Annotated in this window: 25 protein-coding genes and 1 pseudogene; 7 read left to right on the forward strand and 19 right to left on the reverse strand. The window is 43.3% G+C overall.

From position 1 onward, the window contains the following. Nucleotides 1-99: 99 nt before the first annotated feature. The 6 genes and pseudogenes from QE417_RS18870 to QE417_RS18895 all read right to left on the reverse strand — a co-directional run bounded on the left by QE417_RS18870 (nucleotide 100) and on the right by QE417_RS18895 (nucleotide 7,522). Nucleotides 100-1,350, reverse strand: coding sequence for a sulfate adenylyltransferase subunit 1 (locus tag QE417_RS18870; protein WP_311952332.1), 1,251 nt, complete (start codon nucleotides 1,348-1,350; stop codon nucleotides 100-102). Nucleotides 1,351-1,516: 166 nt separating this feature from the next. Further along, nucleotides 1,517-2,422, reverse strand: coding sequence for a sulfate adenylyltransferase subunit CysD (gene cysD, locus QE417_RS18875; protein ID WP_311952334.1), 906 nt, complete (start codon nucleotides 2,420-2,422; stop codon nucleotides 1,517-1,519). 13 nt (nucleotides 2,423-2,435) lie between these two features. Then, a pseudogene (locus QE417_RS18880) lies at nucleotides 2,436-3,145 on the reverse strand (phosphoadenylyl-sulfate reductase). Continuing rightward, a complete protein-coding gene (locus tag QE417_RS18885) occupies nucleotides 3,146-4,660 on the reverse strand; it encodes a TSUP family transporter (protein ID WP_311952335.1) in 1,515 nt (504 codons plus the stop codon). Further along, nucleotides 4,638-5,435 carry a uroporphyrinogen-III C-methyltransferase gene (gene cobA / locus QE417_RS18890; RefSeq protein ID WP_311952338.1) on the reverse strand — a complete coding sequence of 266 codons (798 nt, stop codon included), beginning with the start codon at nucleotides 5,433-5,435 and terminating at the stop codon, nucleotides 4,638-4,640. Before cobA ends, QE417_RS18885 begins: the two co-directional genes overlap by 23 nt. Next, the gene (locus QE417_RS18895; RefSeq protein WP_311952341.1) at nucleotides 5,432-7,522 is read right to left on the reverse strand and encodes a nitrite reductase; all 2,091 of its coding nucleotides are present in this window, start codon (nucleotides 7,520-7,522) and stop codon (nucleotides 5,432-5,434) included. Before QE417_RS18895 ends, cobA begins: the two co-directional genes overlap by 4 nt. A 667-nt stretch (nucleotides 7,523-8,189) precedes the next feature. Between QE417_RS18895 and QE417_RS18900 the strand changes: the two genes are divergently transcribed. The 3 genes from QE417_RS18900 to QE417_RS18910 are packed head-to-tail and all read left to right on the forward strand — an operon-like array spanning nucleotide 8,190 to nucleotide 9,380. Further along, nucleotides 8,190-8,639, forward strand: a complete 450-nt coding sequence (locus tag QE417_RS18900) for an SRPBCC family protein (RefSeq protein WP_311952343.1) — start codon at nucleotides 8,190-8,192, stop codon at nucleotides 8,637-8,639. Continuing rightward, on the forward strand, nucleotides 8,626-8,958 hold the full coding sequence (locus QE417_RS18905; RefSeq protein ID WP_311952345.1) for an ArsR/SmtB family transcription factor: 333 nt from the start codon (nucleotides 8,626-8,628) through the stop codon (nucleotides 8,956-8,958). The genes QE417_RS18900 and QE417_RS18905 overlap by 14 nt, the downstream gene beginning before the upstream one ends. After that, a complete protein-coding gene (locus QE417_RS18910; protein WP_311952346.1) occupies nucleotides 8,955-9,380 on the forward strand; it encodes an SRPBCC family protein in 426 nt (141 codons plus the stop codon). Before QE417_RS18905 ends, QE417_RS18910 begins: the two co-directional genes overlap by 4 nt. A 61-nt stretch (nucleotides 9,381-9,441) precedes the next feature. On the opposite strand, the gene QE417_RS18915 is transcribed toward QE417_RS18910, so the two are convergent. Next, entirely contained in the window at nucleotides 9,442-10,137 is a 696-nt protein-coding gene (locus QE417_RS18915; RefSeq protein WP_311952347.1) for a hypothetical protein, read from the reverse strand. Between the two features lie 82 nt (nucleotides 10,138-10,219). Then, nucleotides 10,220-11,638: a hypothetical protein gene (locus QE417_RS18920; protein ID WP_311952348.1), complete on the reverse strand. Its 1,419-nt coding sequence runs from the start codon at nucleotides 11,636-11,638 to the stop codon at nucleotides 10,220-10,222. Between the two features lie 49 nt (nucleotides 11,639-11,687). On the opposite strand from QE417_RS18920, the gene QE417_RS18925 reads away from it, so the two are divergent. The 3 genes from QE417_RS18925 (at nucleotide 11,688) to QE417_RS18935 (ending at nucleotide 13,138) form a co-directional block, all read left to right on the forward strand. After that, nucleotides 11,688-12,263, forward strand: a complete 576-nt coding sequence (locus QE417_RS18925) for a thymidine kinase (protein ID WP_311952351.1) — start codon at nucleotides 11,688-11,690, stop codon at nucleotides 12,261-12,263. Beyond that, entirely contained in the window at nucleotides 12,245-12,622 is a 378-nt protein-coding gene (locus QE417_RS18930) for a putative quinol monooxygenase (protein ID WP_311952353.1), read from the forward strand. The genes QE417_RS18925 and QE417_RS18930 overlap by 19 nt, the downstream gene beginning before the upstream one ends. Before the next feature lie 147 nt (nucleotides 12,623-12,769). Continuing rightward, nucleotides 12,770-13,138, forward strand: coding sequence for a response regulator (locus QE417_RS18935; RefSeq protein WP_311952354.1), 369 nt, complete (start codon nucleotides 12,770-12,772; stop codon nucleotides 13,136-13,138). A gap of 122 nt (nucleotides 13,139-13,260) precedes the next feature. Here QE417_RS18935 and eno read toward each other — a convergent pair whose 3' ends face one another. From eno to QE417_RS18985, 10 genes are all read right to left on the reverse strand, one after another. Continuing rightward, nucleotides 13,261-14,556 carry a phosphopyruvate hydratase gene (gene eno / locus QE417_RS18940; protein WP_311952355.1) on the reverse strand — a complete coding sequence of 432 codons (1,296 nt, stop codon included), beginning with the start codon at nucleotides 14,554-14,556 and terminating at the stop codon, nucleotides 13,261-13,263. 172 nt (nucleotides 14,557-14,728) lie between these two features. Then, nucleotides 14,729-15,418, reverse strand: coding sequence for a DUF2490 domain-containing protein (locus QE417_RS18945; RefSeq protein ID WP_311952356.1), 690 nt, complete (start codon nucleotides 15,416-15,418; stop codon nucleotides 14,729-14,731). 75 nt (nucleotides 15,419-15,493) lie between these two features. Beyond that, the gene (locus QE417_RS18950; RefSeq protein ID WP_311952359.1) at nucleotides 15,494-16,588 is read right to left on the reverse strand and encodes an ABC transporter permease; all 1,095 of its coding nucleotides are present in this window, start codon (nucleotides 16,586-16,588) and stop codon (nucleotides 15,494-15,496) included. Nucleotides 16,589-16,706: 118 nt separating this feature from the next. After that, the gene (locus tag QE417_RS18955) at nucleotides 16,707-17,468 is read right to left on the reverse strand and encodes an ABC transporter ATP-binding protein (protein ID WP_311952361.1); all 762 of its coding nucleotides are present in this window, start codon (nucleotides 17,466-17,468) and stop codon (nucleotides 16,707-16,709) included. 142 nt (nucleotides 17,469-17,610) lie between these two features. Further along, nucleotides 17,611-18,306, reverse strand: a complete 696-nt coding sequence (gene mtgA / locus QE417_RS18960; RefSeq protein ID WP_311954687.1) for a monofunctional biosynthetic peptidoglycan transglycosylase — start codon at nucleotides 18,304-18,306, stop codon at nucleotides 17,611-17,613. A 148-nt stretch (nucleotides 18,307-18,454) separates the two neighbouring features. Next, complete coding sequence (gene rplI, locus QE417_RS18965) at nucleotides 18,455-18,898, reverse strand: 50S ribosomal protein L9 (RefSeq protein WP_311952364.1); 444 nt, start codon at nucleotides 18,896-18,898, stop codon at nucleotides 18,455-18,457. 15 nt (nucleotides 18,899-18,913) lie between these two features. After that, nucleotides 18,914-19,177 (reverse strand): 30S ribosomal protein S18, encoded by a 264-nt coding sequence (rpsR, locus tag QE417_RS18970; protein ID WP_311952365.1) that lies wholly within the window; start codon nucleotides 19,175-19,177, stop codon nucleotides 18,914-18,916. Between the two features lie 2 nt (nucleotides 19,178-19,179). Beyond that, nucleotides 19,180-19,542, reverse strand: a complete 363-nt coding sequence (rpsF, locus tag QE417_RS18975; RefSeq protein WP_311952367.1) for a 30S ribosomal protein S6 — start codon at nucleotides 19,540-19,542, stop codon at nucleotides 19,180-19,182. A 182-nt stretch (nucleotides 19,543-19,724) separates the two neighbouring features. Further along, nucleotides 19,725-20,309, reverse strand: coding sequence for a Uma2 family endonuclease (locus tag QE417_RS18980; protein WP_311952369.1), 585 nt, complete (start codon nucleotides 20,307-20,309; stop codon nucleotides 19,725-19,727). 75 nt (nucleotides 20,310-20,384) lie between these two features. After that, nucleotides 20,385-21,584 (reverse strand): hypothetical protein, encoded by a 1,200-nt coding sequence (locus tag QE417_RS18985; RefSeq protein WP_311952371.1) that lies wholly within the window; start codon nucleotides 21,582-21,584, stop codon nucleotides 20,385-20,387. Nucleotides 21,585-21,691: 107 nt separating this feature from the next. On the opposite strand from QE417_RS18985, the gene QE417_RS18990 reads away from it, so the two are divergent. Further along, nucleotides 21,692-23,587, forward strand: a complete 1,896-nt coding sequence (locus tag QE417_RS18990) for a DNA polymerase III subunit gamma/tau (protein ID WP_311952373.1) — start codon at nucleotides 21,692-21,694, stop codon at nucleotides 23,585-23,587. A 219-nt stretch (nucleotides 23,588-23,806) separates the two neighbouring features. Here QE417_RS18990 and QE417_RS18995 read toward each other — a convergent pair whose 3' ends face one another. After that, nucleotides 23,807-24,301: a hypothetical protein gene (locus QE417_RS18995; protein WP_311952376.1), complete on the reverse strand. Its 495-nt coding sequence runs from the start codon at nucleotides 24,299-24,301 to the stop codon at nucleotides 23,807-23,809. Nucleotides 24,302-24,378: the final 77 nt, after the last annotated feature.

Genomic DNA, 24,378 nt, shown 5'->3' on the forward strand with positions numbered 1-24,378 from the left:
TTCAGAAGTAAAAATCGGAGCGATAAAGCAAAAAAGCAGGCCAACCCGGCCTGCTTTTACTACTACTGTTAAACATTTTATAAAGAACTATGGATTGGCTTATTCAACCGCTGCGCGCAGCATGAGTGCGCCTACGGTAACATTGGTGCGGCTATCAATAATAATAGCCCCGCCGTTGGCTTTGTTGTTTTGGTAAACGTCAAAAGCCAGCGCATCGGCCGTTTTGATGATGATACGGCCTATATCGTTCAGTTTAAATTCTTCCTCGTAAACCTTATCTAACGTGTTGATATTGAACTTATACAACACCTCCTGTATACGGCAGCGGGTAACCTTGCTATTATGCTGAATAAGGTAGGTAAGCGAGGTGTCTAACGCACGGGTATCCATCCAGCACAGGTCGGCTTCAATTAATTGAGATACCTCGGGTTTAGCCGAACTATTTACCAGCACATCGCCACGACTAATATCAATTTCGTCTTGTAAATGTATAGTAACCGATTGTCCTGCAACGGCTTCGTCAAATTCCTTGTCAAGTAATTCTATTTTAGTGATGGTTGAGCTGAAGCCTGATGGCAACACTGTAACCTTATCATTCACCTTAAAGTTTCCGCTCGATATACGACCGGCGTAACCACGGTAATCGTGCAGTTCTTCGGTTTGTGGCCTCACCACCCACTGCACCGGGAAACGGGCGTGAGCCGCGCTGTCATCTACCGGAATTTCGGCCGTTTCGAGGTGCTCCAACAAGTTTTTGCCATTGTACCAGGTCATATTAGCCGATTGATTTACAATGTTATCACCTTTCAAAGCACTTACCGGAATATAGGTTACATTTTGCAGGTTGAGTTTAGATGCCAGCACTTTATACTGACCAACAATCTGGTTAAAAGTAGCCTCGTCATAGTCAACCATATCCATCTTATTCACACAAACCACTACCTGCGGAAGTGCCAATAACGATACCAGGAACGAATGTCTGTTGGTTTGCTCCACAACACCTTTACGGGCATCAATGAGGATAATAGCCAGGTTTGAGTTAGATGCACCAGTAACCATGTTACGGGTATACTGAATATGCCCCGGAGCATCGGCTATGATGAACTTACGTTTTTCGGTTTGAAAGTATTTGTAGGCTACATCAATAGTAATGCCCTGCTCGCGCTCGGCTTTGAGGCCGTCGGTTAAGATGGCAAGATCAATGGTGCCGTCGTCATTTTTACGGTTAGAACGATGCAGAGCCTCCAGCTGGTCGGCCAAAATAGCATCAGTATCATATAACAGGCGACCAATGAGGGTGCTTTTACCATCATCAACACTACCTGCGGTTATAAACTTTAATATCTCCATTATTTAATCTTAATCGTCATTGCGAGGCGGAAGTGGCCTGTGTGCGTGGAGCTGAAGCAATCCCGGAGTTTTGTGCAGCCACTTGAGTTAGTGCAGTACACTTCGAGATTGCTTCGGCGGCGCCCCTTCGGCCCCACTGCCTCGCAATGACGCGTTTATTTATGACTTAAAAATACCCACCCTTCTTACGGTCTTCCATAGCCGCTTCCGATACCTTGTCGTCCATGCGGGCACCGCGTTCACTTATTTTGGAGGCGCTTATTTCATCAATAATATCGTCGATCAGGTAAGCATCCGATTCTACTGCAGCAGTACAGGTCATATCGCCCACGGTACGAAAACGCACGTTGCGCCGGGTAATTACATCTTCCTCGTCCATATTCAGGAACTCGGCGGCTGCCATTAATTGGCCGTTGCGGGTAATACAATCGCGCTCGTGCGCGAAGTAGATCGTCGGCAGGGCAATGTTTTCACGGCGGATGTAGTTCCACACGTCAAGTTCGGTCCAGTTACTTATGGGGAATACGCGTACGTTTTCGCCTTTGTGAATTTTACCGTTGTAGATGTTCCAAAGCTCGGGGCGCTGGCGTTTTGGGTCCCATTGGCCAAACTCATCACGCACCGAAAATATGCGTTCTTTGGCGCGGGCCTTTTCCTCATCCCTGCGGGCACCGCCTATACAGGCATCAAACTGGTGATGGGCAATGGTATCTAACAAAGTAACGGTTTGCAGGGCATTACGGCTGGCATTTTTACCTTTTTGCTCAATGGCCTTGCCCTGGTCAATAGAATCCTGCACATGGCCAACAATTAATTTTTCGCCCAAACGTGCTACCATTTCATCGCGGTACTGAATGGTTTCGGGGAAATTATGGCCGGTATCAATATGTACCAGCGGGAACGGAAATTTACCCGGACGGAAAGCCTTTTCGGCCAAACGCACAAGTGTTATAGAATCCTTACCACCCGAAAATAGCAGGGCAGGTTTTTCGAACTGACCGGCAACCTCGCGCAAAATATGTATGGCTTCTGCTTCCAGTTCGTCCAGGTAATCCAGGTTATGTTTACTCATGTTACTCACAAAATTATTTACTCACTGCATGCAAACCACATTCTTTTTTCGATTGGTCTTCCCACCACCAGCGGCCGGCCCTGAAATCTTCGCCCGGTTGTACGGCGCGCGTGCAGGGGGCACAGCCAATGCTCGGGAAACCACGGTCGTGCAGGGTATTGTAGGGGGTATGTTATTATTCTTAATGTAGGATTTTACTTCGTCCAGCGTCCAGTCAAAAATAGGGTGGAACTTAGCCAGTTGGTTCCCTTCATCCCATTCCACATTGTCCATGTCAAGGCGGTTAGCCGATTGTTCGGCGCGTATGCCGGTTATCCAGCACTGGCTGCCGGCCAAAGCGCGTTTTAATGGCTCAATTTTGCGTATGCCACAGCATTCCTTGCGGTTCTCTACCGATTCGTAAAAGCTGCTGGGGCCTTTTGCATTTACCATTTGTTCGAGCGCCTCATGCTGCGGATAGTAAGCATGGATAGGTTTTTCGTACATTTCCATAGTACGGTTCCACACGTAATAAGTTTCGGGGAACAGCCTGCCGGTTTCGAGCGTGAAAACTTTAATGGGCAGGTTGTTGGCAAATATCATGTGACTGATCACCTGATCTTCCCAACCAAAACTGGTTGAAAATACCACCTTACCCGGAAAGGCATCAGCCAGCCAGGCCAGCGCCTCAACCGGCGACAAACCCAATGTATGTTCTTTTATATGTTGAACGATGCTGTTCATCTACAAAACTTTTGAAGCGAAGCCATAGATACTTCTAAGACTTACCAATATAACAATAATGCCTACGGCCACCATAATTACCTTAACCGATATACGGTTTGATATACGAGCCGCGATAGGTGCCGCCAGCGCGCTGCCAATTATTAACCCGGAAATAGCACTCCATGGCGCACTATTAAGCATGATAAGGAACGTTAGTGACCCTATCATCGCTATAAAAAAACGAGTTAATTTAACGGTTCCTAATGAAAAACGTGGGTGACGGCCACCTGCAATTAACGATGAAAGCACGATAGAGCCCCAGCCGCCACCGCCAACGGCATCAATAAAACCACCGCCTAAGCCCAGTAGTGATATGCGTTTAATCTTCTTATCGCCGGCTTTACGTTTACCGGCCTTGAATGCTTTGGATAAAATTACCGAACCAAGTATTAACGTGTATACCGACACCAGAGGCTTGGTATACATGCTGTAATGCTCTAACGACGACACCAGATAGGCACCCGTTAAAGCGCCTAATATGCCCGGAATGATGAGTAGCTTAAACAACTTCCAGTTTACGTTGCCCATGCGGTAGTGCATCCAGCCGGCAATGCCGTTGCTCATAATTTCCGATAAATGCACCGCCATACTTGCCGATGCCGGACTTATGCCCATAGATAATGAGAATGCTGTAGAGGTTACCCCATACGACATACCGATGGCTCCATCAACCATAGCAAACACAAAACCTGCTGCCAGGAAATAATAAAACACATGGTCAATGCCCGCTACATAAGCTTGAAACCCGGGCTCGTTAAACCAAAGTGCAGTTACGGCAATACCTAATGATACCACGATGGTAAGCCATATGAGCCATTTAAAGTTTTTCTTTTTAACTGGCTTAGATTCAACCAATGAGGCAGTAGCTTTGTTAAGCGCAATTACCTTGCTGGTAAAATCGCCACTGAGCGTGTTACGTAAAGCGCTCATTTGCTGTAGCGTAGTATCAAGTTCGGCAGGCAGGGCTTCGTTCAAAACCTCTTTAAGGCGTTTAGCTACCGTAGGCGATTTGCCGTTAGTTGATATAGCCACTTTTAAATCGCCTTTTTTAACGATGGAACCTAAGTAGAAATCGCAAAATTCGGGCTTATCGGCCACGTTAATGAGTAGTTTGCGTTCATGCGCGGCCTTGCGAATTTGCTCGTTCAACACATTATCAGCTGTGGCAGCAACCACTACTTGCGCCTCATTCAAATCATCGGCCTCAAAACTTTTTTGGTTGATGGTTACCTGCGGATATTTCGATGCAAAATCAATAAGTTCGGGCAATACCGTTTCGGCCACAATGGTTACCTTAGCCAACGGACTATTATTGAGCAAGGCCGTCAGCTTTTCTAAACCTACATTACCTGCGCCAATAAGCACGGTGTGCAAATGGTTCAGCTTCAAAAAAACGGGAAAAAGCTGGTTGCCCCGCCCGGTTTCTGTAGCTGCCAAAGGGGCTATATCGTTATTCCTGGCCAACGAGCTCATAAAATTCGCGAATAGGTTGAAACTTTGGATGCAGGGAAACCACATCGCCAAATACCATCATAGCCGGAGCCTTAACTTTATTTTCTTCTGCCAGTTCAACAATGGTATCTACAATGCCTATCACCACTTTTTCATTAGCGGTGGAACCACTTTGAATTAAAGCTACCGGTAAGCGTTGCTTGCCTTCTGCTTTAAATATCTCGGCAATTTCGGCCAGTTTGTGTAAGCCCATTAAAACTATTACGGTGGCCTTGCTATGAGCAGCATCGTACAGGTCTTTTGATATTTCCTGGTTAGCAGTAGTTGCCGTTACTACCCAAAAACTTTCGCTCAAACCGCGGTGGGTTACCGGTATTTGCTGCAAGCCGGGTACGCCAATTGAACTTGATATGCCCGGAATAACCACGGTTGGAATACTATAAGAAGCGGCAAAATCCAACTCCTCATAACCACGGCCAAACACAAACGGATCGCCGCCTTTCAAGCGTACCACGTGGCCGTAGTTAATGGCATAATCTATCATCAGTTTATTAACCGCATCCTGTGAGTATGAATGATCGCCCGAACGCTTACCTACATATACCTTATGTGCAGTTTCAGGAGCAAAGCTCAACAGTTCTTCGTTTGCCAAAGCATCGTACAAAACCACATCGGCAGTTTGCAAGGCTTTCATACCTTTAATGGTAATCAGTTCGGCATCACCCGGGCCAGCACCAACTAAAGTGATCTTAGGTTCTTTTACAGCTTGTTTATTTTCGGTGGTAGTAATAATCATGATACTTTGAGCGCCTCTCTGTTCGCTTTCATCTCGGTTAAAAATTCTTCGGCACTTTTTTGGTAAGCTGAAGCAAATGCTTCTGAGGGTTCATTCTGGTTAATTTGCAACACCAAATCATTAAATGATACAGGTAGTTTTACCAGGCCGGTATCAACAAAGTGTGCATCAAATTCTTTTATAACAGTTGCCTGGGTGCTGCAATTAACGGCTTTATCTAAAAGCAGGGCTTTAGCCGAGCTTAAAAAAGTGTTGTAGCTATGATAAATAGCATCGGCCCAACGGCTTTCGGCGTAGGCATCTTTGCCCCAGCCCAGCTTTTCCTCGGCTTCAAACAAAAGGGTTGCTACCAAATCTACCATTACGCCGGCACATTCGCCCACGCCAATGGCAGTGGCAAAGGTTTCTTCGTGCCCCCAGTCCACAAACTCCTCTTCGGTAAGGGTGGTTAAATCGGCCAGTGGTTTCAGTAACTGGTAAAAGTAGTCTTTACCCTTGCTGTCGTAGTAGTTATGAAAAGTTTCCTCGCTAACGGCGTTGGCTTTGTAATCATTCAAAACCGAACGTAAAACATCGGTAGCGCGTTTAGCCGGCACTTTAATTACTTTATCGGCTGCGCGACCAATACCATCGCCAACGGTTCCGCCGCCTAATAGTACCTGTACCGATGGCAGTACGCGTTTATCAGCCTTTAAAGAGCTACCGTGGAAACCAATATGTGCTAACCCATGCTGACCGCAGGAGTTCATGCATCCGCTTATCTTTATTTTGATGTCGCGATTATAAATCAGGTCTTCGTATTCGTTGTAAATAACGTCTTCCAATACTTTTGAAAGTGTCATGCTATTGGAGATACCCAAGTTACAGGTATCGGTACCCGGGCAGGTGGTAACATCGGCCACGCTGTCAAAACCCGGTTCGGCCAGTTGCAAAGCATTTAAGGCATTGAACAGGGCTGGTAATGATTCATTGCGGGCATATTTTAATAATAAGCCTTGGTTTTGGGTAACCCGAATTTCATCGGCTACCAAACCACGAATGCCGGCAACAAATTTACGGGCTTCGGGGGTATGAATATCGCCTACAGGCACTTTAACATACACACCATAAAACCCGGTTTGCTTTTGTTCAAAAACGTTAGTGGCTAACCATTGCTCGTATTTTAACGGATTATCAATGGTTACGTCAATATTGCTAACAGCTTCGGGCGCCTCGGGTTGAGGTACGGCATCGCGGTTAATTTTGAAGGTTTTTACCTTGTTGGCAGTTTTTTCCAGTTCGGCTAAACGCAGCACCTCATCAATGCCAATTTTGGCAACTAAAAATTTTAAACGCGCCTTGTTACGGTTGTTGCGCTCACCATAACGGTCAAACACGCGTATAACTGCTTCGGTGTAGGGTATCAGTTCATCCTCAGGCAAAAACTCTTTTACAATATGTGCCAATGAAGGTTGAGCGCCTAAGCCGCCGCCCATCATTACTTTAAAGCCGCGTTCTTCACCCTGTAATTTAGGAATAAAGCCCAGATCGTGTATATAGCTAAAACCTGTATCGGCCTCGCTTGATGAAAATGATATTTTAAACTTACGACCCATTTCCTGACAGATAGGGTTGCGTAAAAAGTATTCAAATACAGCATGAGCGTAGGGCGACACATCAAACGGTTCCTGCGGGTCTATACCCGAAGCGGGCGAAGCCGTTACGTTGCGCACGGTGTTACCGCAGGCTTCGCGCAGGGTAATATCGTCTTGCTCCAGTTTTGCCCAAAGCTCGGGGGTACGGTCGAGACTAACGTAGTGTATTTGTATGTCCTGACGGGTGGTTAAGTGCAGGTTGCCGCTGCCGTACTCGTCGGCAATATCGGCAATGCGCAGCAGTTGCTTAAAAGTAACCTTGCCAAACGGCAATTTAATACGTACCATTTGCACACCAGGTTGACGCTGCCCGTATACCCCGCGCGCCAGGCGCAGGCTTCTAAACTTTTCGTCGTGTATTTTACCCTCGCGAAAAGCCTTGATCTTGCGCTCAAGGTCAATAATATCTTTCTCTACTACCGGGTTCTCCAGTTCAGTCCTGAAACTTTGCATGTTTAACAGTATTCAAAAAAGCCTCTTTCAGTTGTTACCCGAAGAGGCTTTGTATAGATTAATCACTTAAAAACGGTTCTATAAAAGCCTTTTCATGTTGCTGTATTACAGCAGCAAATACACATAAAATAAACAATGTTGGTGTTAGAGGCTTTCATTATTATTTCAAATATATATAAAGTATATAGAAGTAGTAGGGATTTTATTTAAATTTTTTGTAAATGACATTGAAATGTATTGATGGCGATGCAAATAAAATTTCATAAATTGAATATTAACAGAATTTAGTTTTGTAGAATCGTTTTTTTTAATTTGAAAACAGGTAGACTTTATCACAGGCTTTTTGTACCGAACCTTTTAAGGAGGAATTGCTGGAATTTTTATGCTACTTGTTTCGATAGCTCACCATGTGGATAGGGTATGTTACAAGTTGAAAGGATTGAGCGCAACTACTTAACCAATCAATAACTTAATAACTAACACTTGGGCGTTGCCTCCGGCCCGCGCTATCCGCTATAAGTCCTCACTTCGCTATCGCTACGTTCCGGGCTTTCCGCTACTTACTATCGCTAACGCAAACTGCGGTAGGATGTAAATATAACTGAAAGTAAATTTTCATGTAACCCATAAGTGACTTATTATTGCGTAACCAAAAGGTTACTTATTTATGGAGCGCGACATTATCATCAGTTGGTATTACCCACATCCGCCCGGATTGGTTTGGCAATATCTTACCGTACCCGAATTGCTGAGCCAGTGGTTTATGAAAAACGATTTTAAGGCCGAGGTTGGTCACCGGTTCAACTTTATTAACAAACCCATGCCCGCAGTAGGGTGGGATGGCATTGTATACAGCGAAGTGCTGGAAATAATCCCCCAGCAAAAACTGGTGTTTGACTGGAAAGCCGGGCCTAAGCCGGGCGTTATTAATATGGAAACGGTATTGATATGGACGCTCACACCACATGATGAGGGCACGTTGCTTAAACTCGAACACCGGGGCTTTAAGGGAATGAAAAATTACCTCGCGAGCTTTATGATGGAAAAAGGCTGGCAAAAAATATTGGGCAAAAGGTTTTACCGTTTATTGGAGGGCTACGCAAATGAGCAAAAATAAATTGGACGTATTTCAGGCCATAGCAGACCCAACACGGCGCGCCATACTCATTATGCTGGCTACGCAGGCTTTGCCGGTAAACGCGCTGGCAGGTAAGTTTGAAATGAGCCGACCAGCCGTATCTAAACATATTAAAGTACTGCACGAATCGGGCCTGGTAAAAATTACCGATTCGGGGCGGGAGCGTTACTGCTCGCTTAACCAACAAGGGTTTACCGAGGTAACCAACTGGTTTGCCTTCTTTGATAAATTCTGGAACGAGAAACTGAACAACCTCGAAATCTTACTAAATCAACAACATAAAACCAATAACCAATGAATGCACCCTATGTAATTGAGCGGGTTTTTAACGCCCCGGCAAGTAAGGTATGGTATGCCATAACCAATGCCTATGAAATGAAGAAATGGTATTTTGACCTGCCCGGATTTACACCCGAAGTGGGATATACCTTCAGCTTTTTTGGAGGCCACGAAGATGGCATACAATACAAGCACCTGTGCCGAGTAACCTGTGCTATAGAAAATGAGCGGCTGAGTTATACCTGGAGCTATGAGGGGTATCCGGGCGAATCGGAGGTGGTTTTTGAGCTATTTGCCGAAGGGAAGCAAACCCGATTAAAGTTGACCCATATAGGGTTAGATACCTTTGACCCCGGCAATAAAGATTTTGCTGCCAGCAACTTTGCATCCGGATGGGAGTATATTATTAGTACAAGTTTGGACGGGTATTTAAATAAATAAAATCAAAGCCCTGCCATCACTTATGATGAGCAGGGCTTTTTATAGGGGAAATATAAATTTGTTATAAACTGTTATAGTAAGTGATAACTTTTTGCAAGTCGGCATCTTGCTTTAAATTGGGCTTATGGGTTTTAAAATAGGTTTTCATAGCAATAGTGTTATTAGATAACAGGCTCAATATATTATCATCTGATTTTTTCAAGAGAACCATTTTGTTATCTATATATAAATAGTAGGTGTTATTATCAACTATCTTTTTTTCAACTACTGCCGATGAATACGGCTTGCTAACAACCAATTCTTTGGATAGCTTTTTTAGTAAAGTTGTTTTACCTTCAACTAAAACCTGATATAAAGTATTTAAATCATAATTTTTTACAGAAGGATACCCGCTTTTAAACCGTTTTCCATCTGAGCTAATGAAGTTTAAACTATTCAGGCTTTTAAAATAAATTAAGCTATAATCCGACGCTTTTTCGGCCAAAACCTTATCAGTTAAAATATCATACTTTATTTTAACATTTTCATATTTTGTACCGTCACTGGTTTCTAAATCTGCCGCTTGCCAATCATCAAATAAAAACGGATTGCCATCAACATCATTGTAAATATAATTGTTAACAGGCTGAGGATTAAACGTAGGTAATATAATTCCTGTATTCATAAATTTCATTTGTGCATTTGCTGTACGCACATTTGATAAATTGATTACGACAATACCTAACAAGCATAATTTGCCAAAACTGAAGTTTTTCATACGTGATAATAGGATTAAATTAAAAATATACTCAGAGTTGTAAATGCTTATTAGACAGATGTATTTATAAAAGGTTTAATTATTAATTTGGAAATCTTCTGCGTAGCACAGCATAAAACTTATCAACCGTGGCGGGTTTTTCTTCCCAATGGTTTTTGAGCACGTAGTTCATTTTTAAAAACTTATCGGCCTCGTCAAAGCTGCGGTAGCGGTTGAGTAGCTCAATAGCTTCGTTGTAGGCCATGCCGTAACCATTAAATAAGTCTTTAACAAACAGTAATCTATCGTTCATGTTAATGGCCGCTTTAATATCGGTAACCGGTGACTGCTGCTGATGGTGTTGTGGTTGAGCAACAGGTGCCGATTCGCCGCGTAACTGCGCTGCCAGGCGCTCATGTAATGACAGCGGTTGCTCGGGCTCCAGTTTTGGTGCTTCGGGTTCAACGGGCGGCGTATAAGTTTGGATGGTTTTAGGCTCTTCTACCGGTGGCTGGTACGTTTCGTGGGTAAATACCGGCTTTTCCTCTTCTGCCGGGGTAATCACTTCGCGTTCTGCAAAGGTTTCAGTTGATTCCGGTTCGGCTGCAACGTGCTCGGGCGGTGTTGTATTTAAAGGTTGGCCATATTTTGCCAAAATCGATTCATAAGTTTCCGGCTCATGTTGGGGGTGTTCATCCCGTGTTGCGGTAACTTGTTCTTCGGGTTCGGCAGGGGTAAGGTCAACATGCGGTGGAGCAGGGGCTTCTTCTTCGGTATAGCTACTTTGCAATTCAAAAGTATGTTGTTCTTCGCTTACCTGTGGCTCATGGCGAGTAAAGTCGAAGCTATCGTGCTCATGAGCAGGTTCAATGTTAATGTTATGCTCGTGGTGCTGCTCCGGTTCGGGCTCGCTGTATTGGGTAAATACCGGTTGAACAGGTTCTTCGTTAACAAGTTGCTCTGGCTCTGTATATGGGGTATAATCCGGTTGTGCAGGTTCTTCGTATTTTGGATGCTCAACTTCCGGGGTATACTCTTGTTCTGGCGTGTGTGTGGCCGGTTCTTCGTAACTAAATAATTGTGGTTGTTCAACTTCGGCTACAGGTTCTTCATAGCTAAATTGCTGTTGTTCCTGGTATTCTTCGCTTTCAGTTTCTTGTTGTTCGGTTTCGGCCGTTATATCGGTTTGGTAAGTTAAAGCACTTTCGGCTAATGGCGGTAGTATTGTTTCTTCTATACCAGTTTGTTGGGTGGCATCATCAACATAAACGTCATCCGGCTCGTGATGTTCGGGCAGGGCAGGTATAATGTTTTGTTGCTGGGCGTTTATCTTACGCAGTATCTCGTTATGGTCGGTCAGGAATTTGGCATTGGCCGCAAAAAGTTCCAGTTCGAGGTCGTTTATATTGGTCTCTACAGACTGTAAATATTCGTATTGCTCGTTCAGTTCTTTGAGGATATTGCCTATCTTTTTTAATATTTCCTGTTGTTTCATGTAAGACGGTGTTGAAAATGTAGCCATTCAAAAGTAAGATATAATTCTGATATTAGCCCGCTGTAAAAGTTTTGGAATGTTGTTTAGCGAAGATGTTTTTAGAAGGAAGAATGAGCATGGCGGTAGTGTTGAAGTGGTATGCGGATCAATGTTTTCGGGTAAAACCGAAGAGCTGATACGCCGTTTACGCCGCGCCCAGATTGCCCGTTTGAACGTGGAAATATTTAAGCCCAACACCGATACCCGTTATGCCGAAGATGAAGTGGTATCGCACAACCAAACCAGTATTCCTTGCTCACCGGTCGAAAGTTCATCGGCCATATTACTGCTGGGCAGCAATGTTCAGGTAGTAGGTATTGATGAGGCCCAGTTTTTTGATGATGAACTACCTAATGTGTGCAATGCGTTAGCCAACAGGGGAGTGCGCGTAATAGTAGCCGGCTTGGATATGGATTACAAAGGCAAACCCTTTGGCCCTATGCCAGCTATTATGGCCATGGCCGAATCGGTTACCAAGGTGCATGCTGTTTGCGTACAATGTGGCAACCCCGCCCTGTACTCGTACCGCCTGGTATCAAGCGATAGCCGTGTATTATTAGGAGAAAAAGAAAGCTACGAACCACGGTGCCGGTCGTGTTATCAACTACCCTGAAATTCATTCGGGTAACCCCCGAACATTTTAATACACCCGGTGGTTATACAGGTATAATACTGCCAATTATGGGTACCAAAGTTGTTGCCCTTTTGCATTGTAATGCCGATGCAGAAGAGGCGTTTGAAATGGAGCTTAAAAAGCTTGTAGAAACTTCATTGCTTGATGAAGGTTGCATTAAGTACGAATTATATCAATACCAGCACGAAACCTGCCACTATATTATTATTGAAGAATGGCAGAGTGAGCAAGCTTTGGCAAAGCATCGCGAGGCGCCTCATTATAAACATTTTGGACGTGTTGCCCCGGTTTTACTGGCGGCTCAACCGCAAATCAAAGTGCTGGAAAGACTGGTATAAACTATCAGTTTAAAAAATTTTCAAAATATTTTCATCGGCTCAAACAAAAAAACGTTTGTGCCTATTATTAATGCGTGAGCGTGTATTTGTGGTTTTTTGCCTTTAATACTTGCCGAATTTATTTGATACCATATCCGTTTACATACCATGGCTAAGAAAGTACTGCTTATAGAAGATGATAAAGATATAAGAGACACTATTATATATGCTTTGAGAGAGCATGACTATGAGGTTATTGCCTCAGAAGATGCTAAAATATTAAAGACAGTAACGGAAATGAAGCCCGATTTGATTTTGCTGGACAACTGGCTTACCGATTGGAAAAGTGATGCCAACGGTCAGCAATTAAGCAAAGAGCTGAAAAGCCATCCGGCTACCAGCCATATTCCGGTGGTAATAGTTTCGGCAGTGAGTAATATTAAGGAAGTTAGCGAAGCCGGCATGGCCGATGGTTATTTAAAGAAGCCGTTTGATTTGACAGATTTGTTTGCTATTGTTGAGAAGCACATAGCCTGAGCCTGATTTTAGCACGAGCTATCAGACATAAATCTCATATACAACAAAAGCCACTCATTTGAGTGGCTTTTGTTGTATATGAACGATTGACTTAATCAACCATTCAACTCAATAACTAATAACTACTTCTTAGCGTATTTAAAGTTTTTACCGATGAATTTAGCGTTGGCGCCTAATTCTTCTTCAATACGCAGGAGTTGGTTGTATTTTGCTATCCGGTCTGAACGTGAAGCTGAACCGGTTTTAATTTGACCACAGTTTAAAGCAACGGCTAAATCAGCAATGGTAGCATCTTCAGTTTCGCCCGAGCGGTGGCTCATTACCGATGTGTAACCACTGGTTTGTGCTAATGATACCGCGTTGATGGTTTCGGTTAACGAACCAATTTGGTTTACCTTAACCAGGATAGAGTTACCAATATGCTGATCAATACCTTGTTGTAAGCGGGTTACGTTGGTTACAAATAAATCATCGCCTACTAATTGTACTTTATCGCCAATTTTGTCGGTTAAAATTTTCCAGCCATCCCAATCGTCTTCGGCCATGCCGTCTTCAATTGAAATGATAGGGTATTTGGCAGCTAAGTCGGCTAAGTATTGGGCTTGCTCTTCGCTGGTGCGGATAGCGCCTTTTTCGCCTTCAAACTTAGTGTAATCGTATTTGCCGTTTACATAAAATTCAGATGCAGCACAATCAAATGCTAAGCTAATTTCAATACCTGGTTTGTAACCTGCTTTTTCAATGGCTTGTAAAATGGTTTCAACGCCATCTTCGGTACCGCCAAAGGTTGGTGCAAAACCACCTTCGTCGCCCACAGCAGTTGACAGGCCACGGTCATGAAGGATTTTTTTCAAGGTATGAAATACCTCAGCACCCCAACGCAAAGCTTCAGAGAATGAAGGTGCGCCGGTAGGCATGATCATAAATTCCTGGAAAGCAATAGGAGCATCAGAGTGCGAACCACCGTTAACGATGTTCATCATCGGGATTGGCAGGGTGTTAGCGTTTACACCGCCAATGTAACGGTACAGGGGCTGACGGCTCTCTTGTGCAGCAGCTTTAGCCACAGCTAATGATACACCTAAAATAGCGTTAGCACCTAATTTGCCTTTGTTGTGAGTGCCATCAAGGTCGATCATTAACTGATCGATGGTGTTTTGCTCAAAAACATCAACACCAACTAATTCTTTGGCAATAATATCGTTTACGTTGGCAACGGCTTGTAAAACGCCTTTACCCATGTATTTGCTTTTATCGTTATCGCGTAGTTCAACGGCTTCGTGGGCACCTGTTGAAGCTCCAGACGGAACAGCCGCACGGCCTAAAGCACCGTTTTCGGTTAATACTTCTACTTCAACTGTAGGGTTACCGCGCGAATCCAGAATCTGGCGGGCATGTACATCAATTATTAAGCTCATTTGCTATCAAGTTTTGGTAATGTATGGTTATACAATTAATTGCGCGCTAAGATAAGCGCAAAAATATGACATTCAAAAAGTAAATGTGAATACTTAGTGTTTTGTTTACAATAACTTAATTTAAACAAAACGCAGCATGATTTCTATTTAAATTAGCGCAGAGAAGTGCGTGTTATTTTGATGATTTACGCTGGATGTTATAAATGGCGTTAAGGTGAAGGTAATACTTGCGGTTGCTACTGGTGGAGCTGTTAAACTGGTGCAAAATACCGGCCGTAATGCCAAAGGGTTTGGTTATCTGGTAGCCTAAAAGTCCGGCAAAACGGCTCCGCTCAAAATGGGGTTGCTTATTGTTGAAAAAGAGTTCAGCATAAACAATACCGTATAAGGCTCCTGGCTCAACTTTAGGTTTATTAATAGGAGTGATAGTGCTAAAGCGGTACCTGAAACGGTTACGATAACCTGTATTAAACCAACGCTGTTCAATACGGTACCTGTGCTCAAAACGTACCCTGCCTAAATATTGGTTTGAAGTAAATTGCTGCCAAAACCTAAACTCCTCTAATTGCGGGCCATCATCTATATCTTCAAAATCGTAAGTTACATAGCGGCCAATGCCCAGTAGAGCTGCATTATTTTTATCGAGATTATAGCTTACACCGCCTTTAACTTCATAATAGTAAAAGGTGTTGGTAACGCCGTAATTACGGTTTTGAGCTTCCATGTATCCGCCCCATCTATGCTCCATGCTGCCGGGCAAATTAACGGTAAGTACATTCCATCCGCCTAAGCCATTGTATTGTGCATGAGCAGTTTTAAATAAAGTAATAAGTAAAACTATAACGAGTAACCTACGAGACATAAAAAACGCCTTTGTTAAGAAATGGTTAACAAAGGCGCAAATATATACTATATATAAAATTAATGTTAACAAATATTATTCCCATATAAAGGTTTTTATGGCTACTGCATAAATGCCAATGCCCCAAACTAAAAGTATTAACAATTGATGGGTTACATCTCCCAAACCGGCTCCTTCAAAAGCAACCTTACGCATGGCGTTGTTAAGGTGGGTGAGGGGCAATGCATTGCTGATAGGTTGCAACCACGACGGAAAAGCATTGGTAGAGAAAAACGTACCCGAAAGCAGGAACTGTGGCAGCGTGATAATATTTGATAGCGGCGGTATACTCGTTTCGTTTTTAGCAATGCCCGATATGATGAAACCAAAGCCCATGAAAATTATCAAGCCTACAAATGATAGCAGCAGCATGTTTAAAACCGTTACTGCGCCATGTATCAGCGTAAAACCAAAAGCGTAATGACCTATGCTGATAATAATGATGGAGCCTAACAAGGCAAAGCTTACCCGGGCCAGCATTTCGCCCGTAATGATACTGTAACGCTTTACAGGTGTGGCAAAAAAACGCTTGATTACCAAAGTTTGGCGCAAGCTCAGGAATACGAAAGATGTGCCAAATACACCAATGTTGAGCAATGAGAAACCTAACTGACCAGGCAGTATAAAGTCGATGTACTTATACTCGCGGCCTTTAATGGTGGTTTCGGTCATGCTGGCAACTTTGGGTTGGTTGTTGGGCATAGCCTGGGTGTTAAACTGGTATAACAGACTTTTAAGCATAGATCTCAACATGTTGCCTTTTTCCTGCGATGCCGCGGTGTACGTTACATCAATGGTGTAGGCCGGTAAGCCCTGGTGCTTTTGTATGTTGATTACGGCATCTAAGCTACCTTTCGACAGGTTTTTATCTAAATCGGCCTGACTCAGCTTTTTTGACAGGTTTATTACTTTGTAGTTTTTCAGTATCTGGTAAACCGGATTCAGTGTATCTGAATTTTTAGCCAAACCCACATCAACTGATACAGCGCCACCGCCAATATTGGCAAATATAACGATGAATATTAACGGAAACAGCAAGCTGAACACCACAGCCGACGGGCTGCGGAATATGGAACGTAAACTGGCTTTAGTTATGGCAAGAGTTGCGCGGGTGTTGTTGTAAGTGGTCATGATACCTCTCCCCAGCCCTCTCCAAGGGAGAGGGGGCTTTTAAATTGTGATTGAGTAAATTATATATGATTGATAGGTTCTTAAAGCCCTCCCCTTTGGGGGAGGGTTGGGAGGGGTTCTATTCCCGCCATTCCTTCCCCGTAAGGTTAATAAACACATCCTCAAGGTTGGCTTGCTTAACCTGTTTTTTGCGCTCAAACCCGGCGGATACCAGTTCGTCAATAAAACTGTCGGGACTGTTAATGCCCACTATGCGACCGCCATCTACAAAGGCAACGCGGTCGCATAGTTCTTCGGCTTCGTCCATATAATGAGTGGTAATAACCACGGTGCTTCCCGCATTTCTTATCTCGCGTATCAGTTCCCAAAGGTTGCGGCGTGCCTGTGGGTCCAGTCCGGTTGTGGGCTCGTCTAAAAAGACGATGCGAGGATTGTTGATTAAGGTTGTGGCGATCGAAAAACGCTGTTTTTGTCCGCCCGACAAGGTTTTATATTGAGCTTTGGCTTTATCAGTTAGCGCCACCTTGGCGAGCATGTCCATGGGGTTAATACGTACACCGTACAGACCCGAAAACAAATTGAGCAGCTCGATAAGATTTAGGCCCGGGTAATAACCGGCAGCCTGTAACTGTACACCTATACGCTGTTTAATCTGGTTGGCCTGTGTATCTATCGAGAAACCATCAACCGTAACCTCGCCCGAGGTTTTGGTGCGGAGGGTTTCGATAATTTCGAGGGTAGTGGTTTTGCCTGCTCCGTTAGGGCCAAGCAAGCCAAAAATTTCGCCCTCGTATACCTCAAAGCTAATACCTTTTACTGCGGTAAAATCGGCATACTGTTTTACCAGATCGTTAACAGTGATAATAGGTTGTTTTGCCATGATGTAAAAGTACTATGGCGCTGTAATTTTACGAAGCACTTTTCGGCGAATGGTAGGTTTTTGGCGGTGAATGGTGGGAGTGTGGATGTAAAATAAAAACAGACACAAGTGTTGTGTCTATAAGTTGATGTATGTGGCGTTTCTAAAAATCCAAAGGCCCCAACCTTTTCATATTCTGCATAATCAAATACCTTCTGTGCCTTAAAAACCGGGTAGGATTAGTGGCTGAACGCTTTAACGGGCTGGGGAAAATTGATGCAATAGCGGCAGCTTCGCGACGGGTAAGGTTGGCGGCTGGTTTATGAAAGTAGGCTTGTGCGGCTGCTTCGGCACCGTAAATGCCATCGCCCATTTCAATTACATTGAGATATACCTCCATAATGCGCTGCTTGCTCCAAAAAAGTTCAATAAGCATCGTAAAATAAGCCTCAGACCCCTTACGCAACCACGAGCGGCCTTGCCACAAGAAAACGTTTTTGGCTGTTTGCTGCGATATGGTGCTGCCGCCAATTACCTTTTTGCTATGGGCATTTTTTTTAATGGCGCGCTCAATGGCTTTAAAGTCGAAACCGTTATGTTCTAAAAAGGCCTGGTCTTCGCCGGCAAGGGCAGCCTTTTTCATGTTGATGGAAATCTCGTCAAAATCTTTCCATGTTTTGTCAATTTTCCACGGCTTGCCAGCGGCCTTACGCTCAAAGCCCCGGCTAATCATGAGCCAGGTAACAGGTGGGTTCACAAACTTGTAAAACAGTACCCAAAGTATGGTAATGCCTATAAATGCAAGTACGAATATGCGTACAAAACGCCAAATGAGTTTTTTTATGCCTTTGAGTACCATACCTCTCCCAACCCTCTCCAAAGGAGAGGGCTTTTAAATAAATGTGATTTAAAAATGCCTCTAAAATAACAAAGCCCTCTCCAACAGGAAAGGGCTTTGTTTATATTTCACCCCTTCCCTCTCCTTTGGAGAGGGAAGGGGTGAGGTCTTACTCAGCTACAACTTCAAACGGAACCTGTACTTTAACCTCTTTGTGAAGGTTTAAGGTTGCGGTGTATTCACCAACAAATTTAGGGTCTTCGTTGAAAGTGATGCGACGACGGTCAACTTCAAATCCTTGGTTTTTCAAAGCATCAGCAACCTGAATAGTGTTAACAGCACCGAAGATTTTGCCGCTTTCGCCAGCTTTAGCACCGATGGTTAATTTAACACCTTCTAAACGGGCAGCAACCTGATCTGCATCCTTACGGATCTTGTCTTGTTTAAACTGAGCTTGTTTCAAGTTTTCAGCTAAAACTTTGCGTGCCGATACGGTAGCCAGGATACCAAAACCTTTAGGGATTAAAAAGTTACGGCCGTAACCGGCTTTTACTTTAACCACATCGTCTTTCTCGCCGAGGTTTTTAACGTCTTGTTTTAAAATAATGTCCATTTTGTTAATCCTCCTTTATTTTAACGAGTCAGTTACGTAAGGTAATAAACCAATGTGACGGGCACGTTTAACAGCCTGGGCCACTTTACGCTGAAATTTTAATGAAGTACCGGTTAAACGACGCGGTAATACTTTACCTTGATCGTTAATGAACTTTAATAAAAAGTTAGCGTCTTTGTAATCAATATACTTAATACCATTCTTTTTAAAACGGCAGTATTTTTTGCGGTTATCGTCCACTTTAGGAGCGGTAACGTATTGAATTTGATCGTTTGCCATAATTAAGCTGCTGCCTCCTCTGTTTTAGGTTTTTTGTTAAAAGCACCGCTACGTTTTTTGTCGTTGTAGGCAACGGCATTTTTGTCTAAAGCAATGGTCAGGAAACGCATAACACGCTCATCACGTCTAAATTCGATCTCCAGTTTATTGATTAATTCACCCGGAGCGCGGAATTCGGTGAGGTGGTAGTACCCTGTAGATTTTTTCTGAATAGGGTACGCTAATTTTCTCAAACCCCAATTGTCCTCTTGAACAATTTCGGCTCCGTTATCGGTAAGGATCTTGCTAAATTTGGCAATTGCCTCTTTAGCAGCCTCGTCTGATAACAACGGGGTTAGAATGATTACGGTTTCGTACTGTTGCATTTTATACGTTTTGTTAATTAATTCCTCGTGTAAAACGGGGACGCAAATGTAGAAAGATTTCGCGAAACGTGCAAGGGTTTTTAATATAATTAGCTGATAGCGTGAATGCTCATAGTGCAATTAGCTACTATCATATTAAAAAAGTCACTGAATAGGCTCTTAGCCTGGTATAATATGCCGTTTTAAACCTCTATATCCTTAAACAGCTCTTCAAGGTCGAGACTGAAACCGGGTAGTATATCGGTTGTAACCATATCGCCGCCGGTAAGTAGCCTTGATGCCTGGTAGCTGCCATTCACCAACATGTATTTTAAAAAAGTTCGCTCATTAGGGTGAATAATCCAGTACTCCTGCACACCAGCCTCTTCATAAACTTCGTATTTGTTTTGAAGCTCTTTTTTGTTGTTGCCGGGAGATAATATTTCCACCACAATATCGGGAGCACCTATTGCACCACGGGCATCTATTTTTGATGGATCGCAAATAATACTTACATCGGGCTGGAGGACAGTTGTTATTTGAGAATCATTAATAGTTCTTGATAGGCGTACATCAAAAGGGGCAGCAAATACCTGGCATGGCTTGCCTTTTAAATAGTTATAAAGTTCGCTGCTTACAATGCCTGAAATGCGCTGGTGTACAGTGCCCGGTGCCGGGCTCATCTTAAATATCTTACCCTTAATTAACTCCAAACGCTCGTTAAATTGCCACTTTAAATAATCGGCATAAGTGTAGCTTTTTGATAGATCAAGGTCTGAAAACTGCATGTCGTTTTTAATGTATCAATAGTAAAGGTACAATAATCATGCAAAAATATGCATAGGTAGTTTGTCGTCAAATCATCAAGAGTCATACATATCAGCTACCATATCCTGCATCATCTGTTCCTGTTTTACGTCCTTTATAAAGCGCAGATAGTCTTTAAACCATGTTTTTGGTCTTTTTATTGATGCTTCGATTTCCATTTTAATGGCATCATTTCCTTTCTTTAAATAATTGCGTTGAGTGGCAAATTTTTGCGGACTAAAGCTGCCGTTCTTGTCAATAAAATCCTCGATCATATCACCGCTCATGTAATGCTGCATTGCTATCCATTGCTTGAGTTCGTTCAGTTGCTTTTGCAAAATCTTGTTATAGCGTTTCAGCATATCATCGGCAATTTTGGTAGCCTTGGTTTCGTTATCGTCCAGGTATTGAATTTGTAATTTTAGTAATGCAAAAAAGTCGTTTTCCTGGTAGGATTTGGTTACCTGCTTTACAATCTCGGTGAATTCATTTCGTTTATCTTCATCTCTTTCCAAATCGGGGTGGAATTTTTTAATGAGCCGCATGTAAACACTTCGGGCATCGCGTGTCAATACCTTATCTTCTTCAGCTTTTTTAATGGCAGTTTTAGACTTTGATCTGGTTTCCTGAGCCTCATCTTCATCTGGATTTTCATCTAATTCGGCTTGCTTTGTTTTATTAAAATGATGGCGGTTCTCGGCAAAGTAATTCTCTTCACCTTTTTCAAGCATTTCTTTAATATTGATATCGAAACCATATAACTCGTTAAATTTTTTCGACATCGACTGTGATTCGTAATCATTCACAATATCATCTACGCTGATGTTGCCGTATTTCTCCAAAATAGCAGCCACTTGTTTATCCTGGTATCCAAAAATCCTGAGCAAGGCCTCAGATGATTCGGTCATGTAAATATCCAGCCACTCTTTGTTTTGTTTACCAACACCTAATCTATCGGCTGTGCCATCAATTGCTAATAAAAGTTTTCGCTTTAAAACGGTGTTTTGCTGCATTAATGGTTCTAATTCAGCAGTTATTTTAACGTGTGCTTTTTGCAGGCCATTTTCCAAATTAGCATTATACTCTTGTTGGCACTCTATTTGGCTCAACAGTTTTTCATACTTCAGTTGAAACTTTGACTGGTTCTTTTTCGATTTGTTGTTTTCACTGATGGCTGGTTTCATAAGTAATGCAATTTGGGTAAAATGTGCCTTAATGGCAAATTTCCCATGTTTGTAGTCGGGAAGTAAGTTCATGATTTACAAAATCTTTCTTCTCTTCAATCTCATCTTTTCACCATTTAGCACTCACAACTCACCGCTCACTATTTCCCCTTTCGGCAAATTTGCCTAACTTAGTGGCTGTGGATAATTTTATAGTTTCGGCCCGTAAATACCGCCCGGTTACTTTTGAAAGCGTTGTAGGTCAGCAACATGTGACCAATACTTTAAAAAATGCTATCAGGAATAATCAGCTGGCGCAGGCATTTTTATTCTGCGGACCGCGTGGGGTGGGTAAAACAACGTGTGCACGTATATTAGCTAAAACCATAAACTGCACCAACCTGCAGCCCAATGGCGAGGCTTGCGGTGAGTGCGATTCATGCCGTGCTTTTCAAAATGGAAACTCATTTAATGTACACGAACTGGATGCGGCATCGAACAATTCGGTTGATGATATACGCAGCCTAATTGAGCAGGTACGCATACCGCCACAAGCTGGCCGCTACAAAGTGTACATCATCGATGAGGTGCACATGCTATCGCAGGCCGCATTCAACGCTTTCCTGAAAACGCTGGAAGAGCCGCCTAATTACGCCATATTTATATTAGCCACTACCGAGAAGCATAAAATTCTTCCTACCATACTTTCGCGCTGTCAGATTTTTGATTTTAACCGCATCCGGGTAGAAGATATGGCCAATCACCTGGCCTCCATTGCGCAAAAAGAAAGCATTGGTTTTGAAAACGATGGCCTGCACATCATAGCCCAAAAAGCCGATGGTGGTTTGCGCGATGCCTTATCGATGTTTGACCAGATCGTAAGTTTTTCGGGCGGAACGGTTACCTATCGTTCGGTTATCGAAAACCTGAATATTCTTGATTACGACTATTATTTTAACGTAACTGATAGCCTGCTAAGCGAAGACACTACCAAAACGCTGCTACTGTTTGATGAAATATTATCGAACGGTTTTGATGGGTCGCATTTTATTACCGGTTTGAGTGGGCACCTCCGTAACTTGCTGGTAGCTAAAGATGCGGCAACGTTAAAGCTTTTAGAGGTGAGCGAGGGCATCCGTCAAAAGTATTTACAGCAATCGCAGCAGGCCAGTACATCGTTCCTGCTATCGGCTATGAATATTGCCAACCAGTGCGATTTGAGCTACAAACTGAGTAAAAATCAGCGGCTACAAGTAGAGCTGGCACTGCTCAAAATATGCCACTTACAAGCCGCATTTACTTCCGCCAGCATGCCAGCCGTTAACGGTCAGGACTTAAAAAAAAACTCTGAACCAAACGTAACAGCTGCTCCGCAGCCACCAAAACCAGCTGTTAGCACGCCTACGCCGGCGGTTTTGGCACCTCAAGCACCAGTAGCGGCGCAGGTTGAGGAACCTAAGCCAGCATACCAGGCTACACCATCTTTGAATGCAACACCTGCAATAACTTCAACGCCATCGTTGTCGCCACAGTCGCAGGTGCATCATCAAACCGAGGCGTTGCCGTCGGCATCGCCGCAGCCCGAGATAGCTAAACCAGCTCCACCAGTAAGGCCATTAACCGGGTCGTTGTTGACTACGCCTTCATTAACCCCATCATTAAAAGGAGGCGTAGCAAGCACAGCCGTAATTGAGGATGAGGAAGATCCATATGTTTATGGTACAGATAAGGAAAGCTTTACCAACGACAGCTTTTTAAAATGCTGGAACGATTATGTGGCTAAGGTAAAAGCAGAGAATAAATCCACACTTGTGGCTATATTAACTACCAGTGCACCGGTGATGCTGCAACCTTATGTATTTGATCTGATCATAAGCAATCGTACACAGGAAGTTGTTTTTAGGGAAGAAAAGCCGGGCTTAATGAATCATTTGCGTACAACGCTACGCAATTTTGATATTGAAGTAAATGCCCGCGTAGATGAGCAGGTTGTGGTAAGAAAGCCTTATACCTCGATTGAAAAATTTCAACACATGGCTGCCAAAAATCCCAACTTAATGGAGCTTAAAAAGACTTTTGGGTTGGATTTTGATTAATACACATAAAAAAATGTCATCTCGAACGATAGTGAGAGATCTTTTCGAATAAACAGGTGTAAACTATTTAGGTTCGCAACTTACTCCTTCGAAAAGATTTCTCGTACCTCGGAATGACATTCTTTATAAACAAAGAGGCCTTAGGTCAAAGGCTCACAGTACCAAAACGTTGATTTTTAATCTTGGTTCTTGGCTCTTGCTTCTTGTCTCTAACCAAATCTATTTCAAAAAGTCTTCGTCCTCATCCTCGCCGGCAATATCGCTGTCGGTTTTATCGTAACCTTCGGCAATATCTGCGTCGTTTTTAGGATAGCCTTCTTCGTCAAGGTCATCGCGGTCGTCTTCGGGAGTGTGAGCTAATGCTTCGTCAGTGGGATCGAGTTCAACAATTTTGCCGTCGTCAATGTGCATGCCTAAACCTTCCACATCTGTTTCGAGCGAACGATTTTTGTCGTACTCGCCTAAAGTATCGTATGGGTTAGATTCGTCGTAGTCAGAGTTTGCATCGGCACCGTTAGGAGCAGATGTTTCAAATAATGCCGGTGGGTCGTAATCCGGGTCGTCGCTTTCTACCTCAATTTCGTAGCTGTTGGTTTCCGGATCATATTTCAGGTCTTGAGCGGCAGTTTCTTCGCCCAATTCGTCTTTTAGCTTTTTATCTCTGTCCTGGTTTTCATCATTAAACTCAGGATAGAAGGTATCTTGATTTTTCATACAGGTTTAATTTGTTGTGTAGGATTAACATCTGCAATCACCACAAAGTTTTTAAACCCGGCCAAATTTATCGGTGA

This window comes from Mucilaginibacter terrae (assembly GCF_031951985.1).
In the GTDB taxonomy this organism is placed as follows: domain Bacteria; phylum Bacteroidota; class Bacteroidia; order Sphingobacteriales; family Sphingobacteriaceae; genus Mucilaginibacter; species Mucilaginibacter terrae_A.

Bases quoted from the DNA above. Each gene is read 5' to 3' on its own strand.
- QE417_RS18995 (WP_311952376.1), bottom strand. From the start codon at position 24,301: ATGAAAAATCAAGATACCTTCTATCCTGAGTTTAATGATGAAAACCAG.
- QE417_RS18920 (WP_311952348.1), bottom strand. From the start codon at position 11,638: ATGGCTACATTTTCAACACCGTCTTACATGAAACAACAGGAAATATTA.
- QE417_RS18935 (WP_311952354.1), top strand. From the start codon at position 12,770: ATGGCTAAGAAAGTACTGCTTATAGAAGATGATAAAGATATAAGAGAC.
- cysD (WP_311952334.1), bottom strand. From the start codon at position 2,422: ATGAGTAAACATAACCTGGATTACCTGGACGAACTGGAAGCAGAAGCC.
- QE417_RS18925 (WP_311952351.1), top strand. From the start codon at position 11,688: ATGTTGTTTAGCGAAGATGTTTTTAGAAGGAAGAATGAGCATGGCGGT.
- QE417_RS18980 (WP_311952369.1), bottom strand. From the start codon at position 20,309: ATGCAGTTTTCAGACCTTGATCTATCAAAAAGCTACACTTATGCCGAT.
- QE417_RS18910 (WP_311952346.1), top strand. From the start codon at position 8,955: ATGAATGCACCCTATGTAATTGAGCGGGTTTTTAACGCCCCGGCAAGT.
- mtgA (WP_311954687.1), bottom strand. From the start codon at position 18,306: ATGGTACTCAAAGGCATAAAAAAACTCATTTGGCGTTTTGTACGCATA.
- QE417_RS18900 (WP_311952343.1), top strand. From the start codon at position 8,190: ATGGAGCGCGACATTATCATCAGTTGGTATTACCCACATCCGCCCGGA.
- rpsF (WP_311952367.1), bottom strand. From the start codon at position 19,542: ATGCAACAGTACGAAACCGTAATCATTCTAACCCCGTTGTTATCAGAC.
- QE417_RS18945 (WP_311952356.1), bottom strand. From the start codon at position 15,418: ATGTCTCGTAGGTTACTCGTTATAGTTTTACTTATTACTTTATTTAAA.
- QE417_RS18895 (WP_311952341.1), bottom strand. From the start codon at position 7,522: ATGCAAAGTTTCAGGACTGAACTGGAGAACCCGGTAGTAGAGAAAGAT.
- QE417_RS18955 (WP_311952361.1), bottom strand. From the start codon at position 17,468: ATGGCAAAACAACCTATTATCACTGTTAACGATCTGGTAAAACAGTAT.
- eno (WP_311952355.1), bottom strand. From the start codon at position 14,556: ATGAGCTTAATAATTGATGTACATGCCCGCCAGATTCTGGATTCGCGC.
- rplI (WP_311952364.1), bottom strand. From the start codon at position 18,898: ATGGACATTATTTTAAAACAAGACGTTAAAAACCTCGGCGAGAAAGAC.
- QE417_RS18915 (WP_311952347.1), bottom strand. From the start codon at position 10,137: ATGAAAAACTTCAGTTTTGGCAAATTATGCTTGTTAGGTATTGTCGTA.
- QE417_RS18885 (WP_311952335.1), bottom strand. From the start codon at position 4,660: ATGAGCTCGTTGGCCAGGAATAACGATATAGCCCCTTTGGCAGCTACA.
- QE417_RS18985 (WP_311952371.1), bottom strand. From the start codon at position 21,584: ATGAACTTACTTCCCGACTACAAACATGGGAAATTTGCCATTAAGGCA.
- QE417_RS18870 (WP_311952332.1), bottom strand. From the start codon at position 1,350: ATGGAGATATTAAAGTTTATAACCGCAGGTAGTGTTGATGATGGTAAA.
- QE417_RS18950 (WP_311952359.1), bottom strand. From the start codon at position 16,588: ATGACCACTTACAACAACACCCGCGCAACTCTTGCCATAACTAAAGCC.
- cobA (WP_311952338.1), bottom strand. From the start codon at position 5,435: ATGATTATTACTACCACCGAAAATAAACAAGCTGTAAAAGAACCTAAG.
- QE417_RS18905 (WP_311952345.1), top strand. From the start codon at position 8,626: ATGAGCAAAAATAAATTGGACGTATTTCAGGCCATAGCAGACCCAACA.
- rpsR (WP_311952365.1), bottom strand. From the start codon at position 19,177: ATGGCAAACGATCAAATTCAATACGTTACCGCTCCTAAAGTGGACGAT.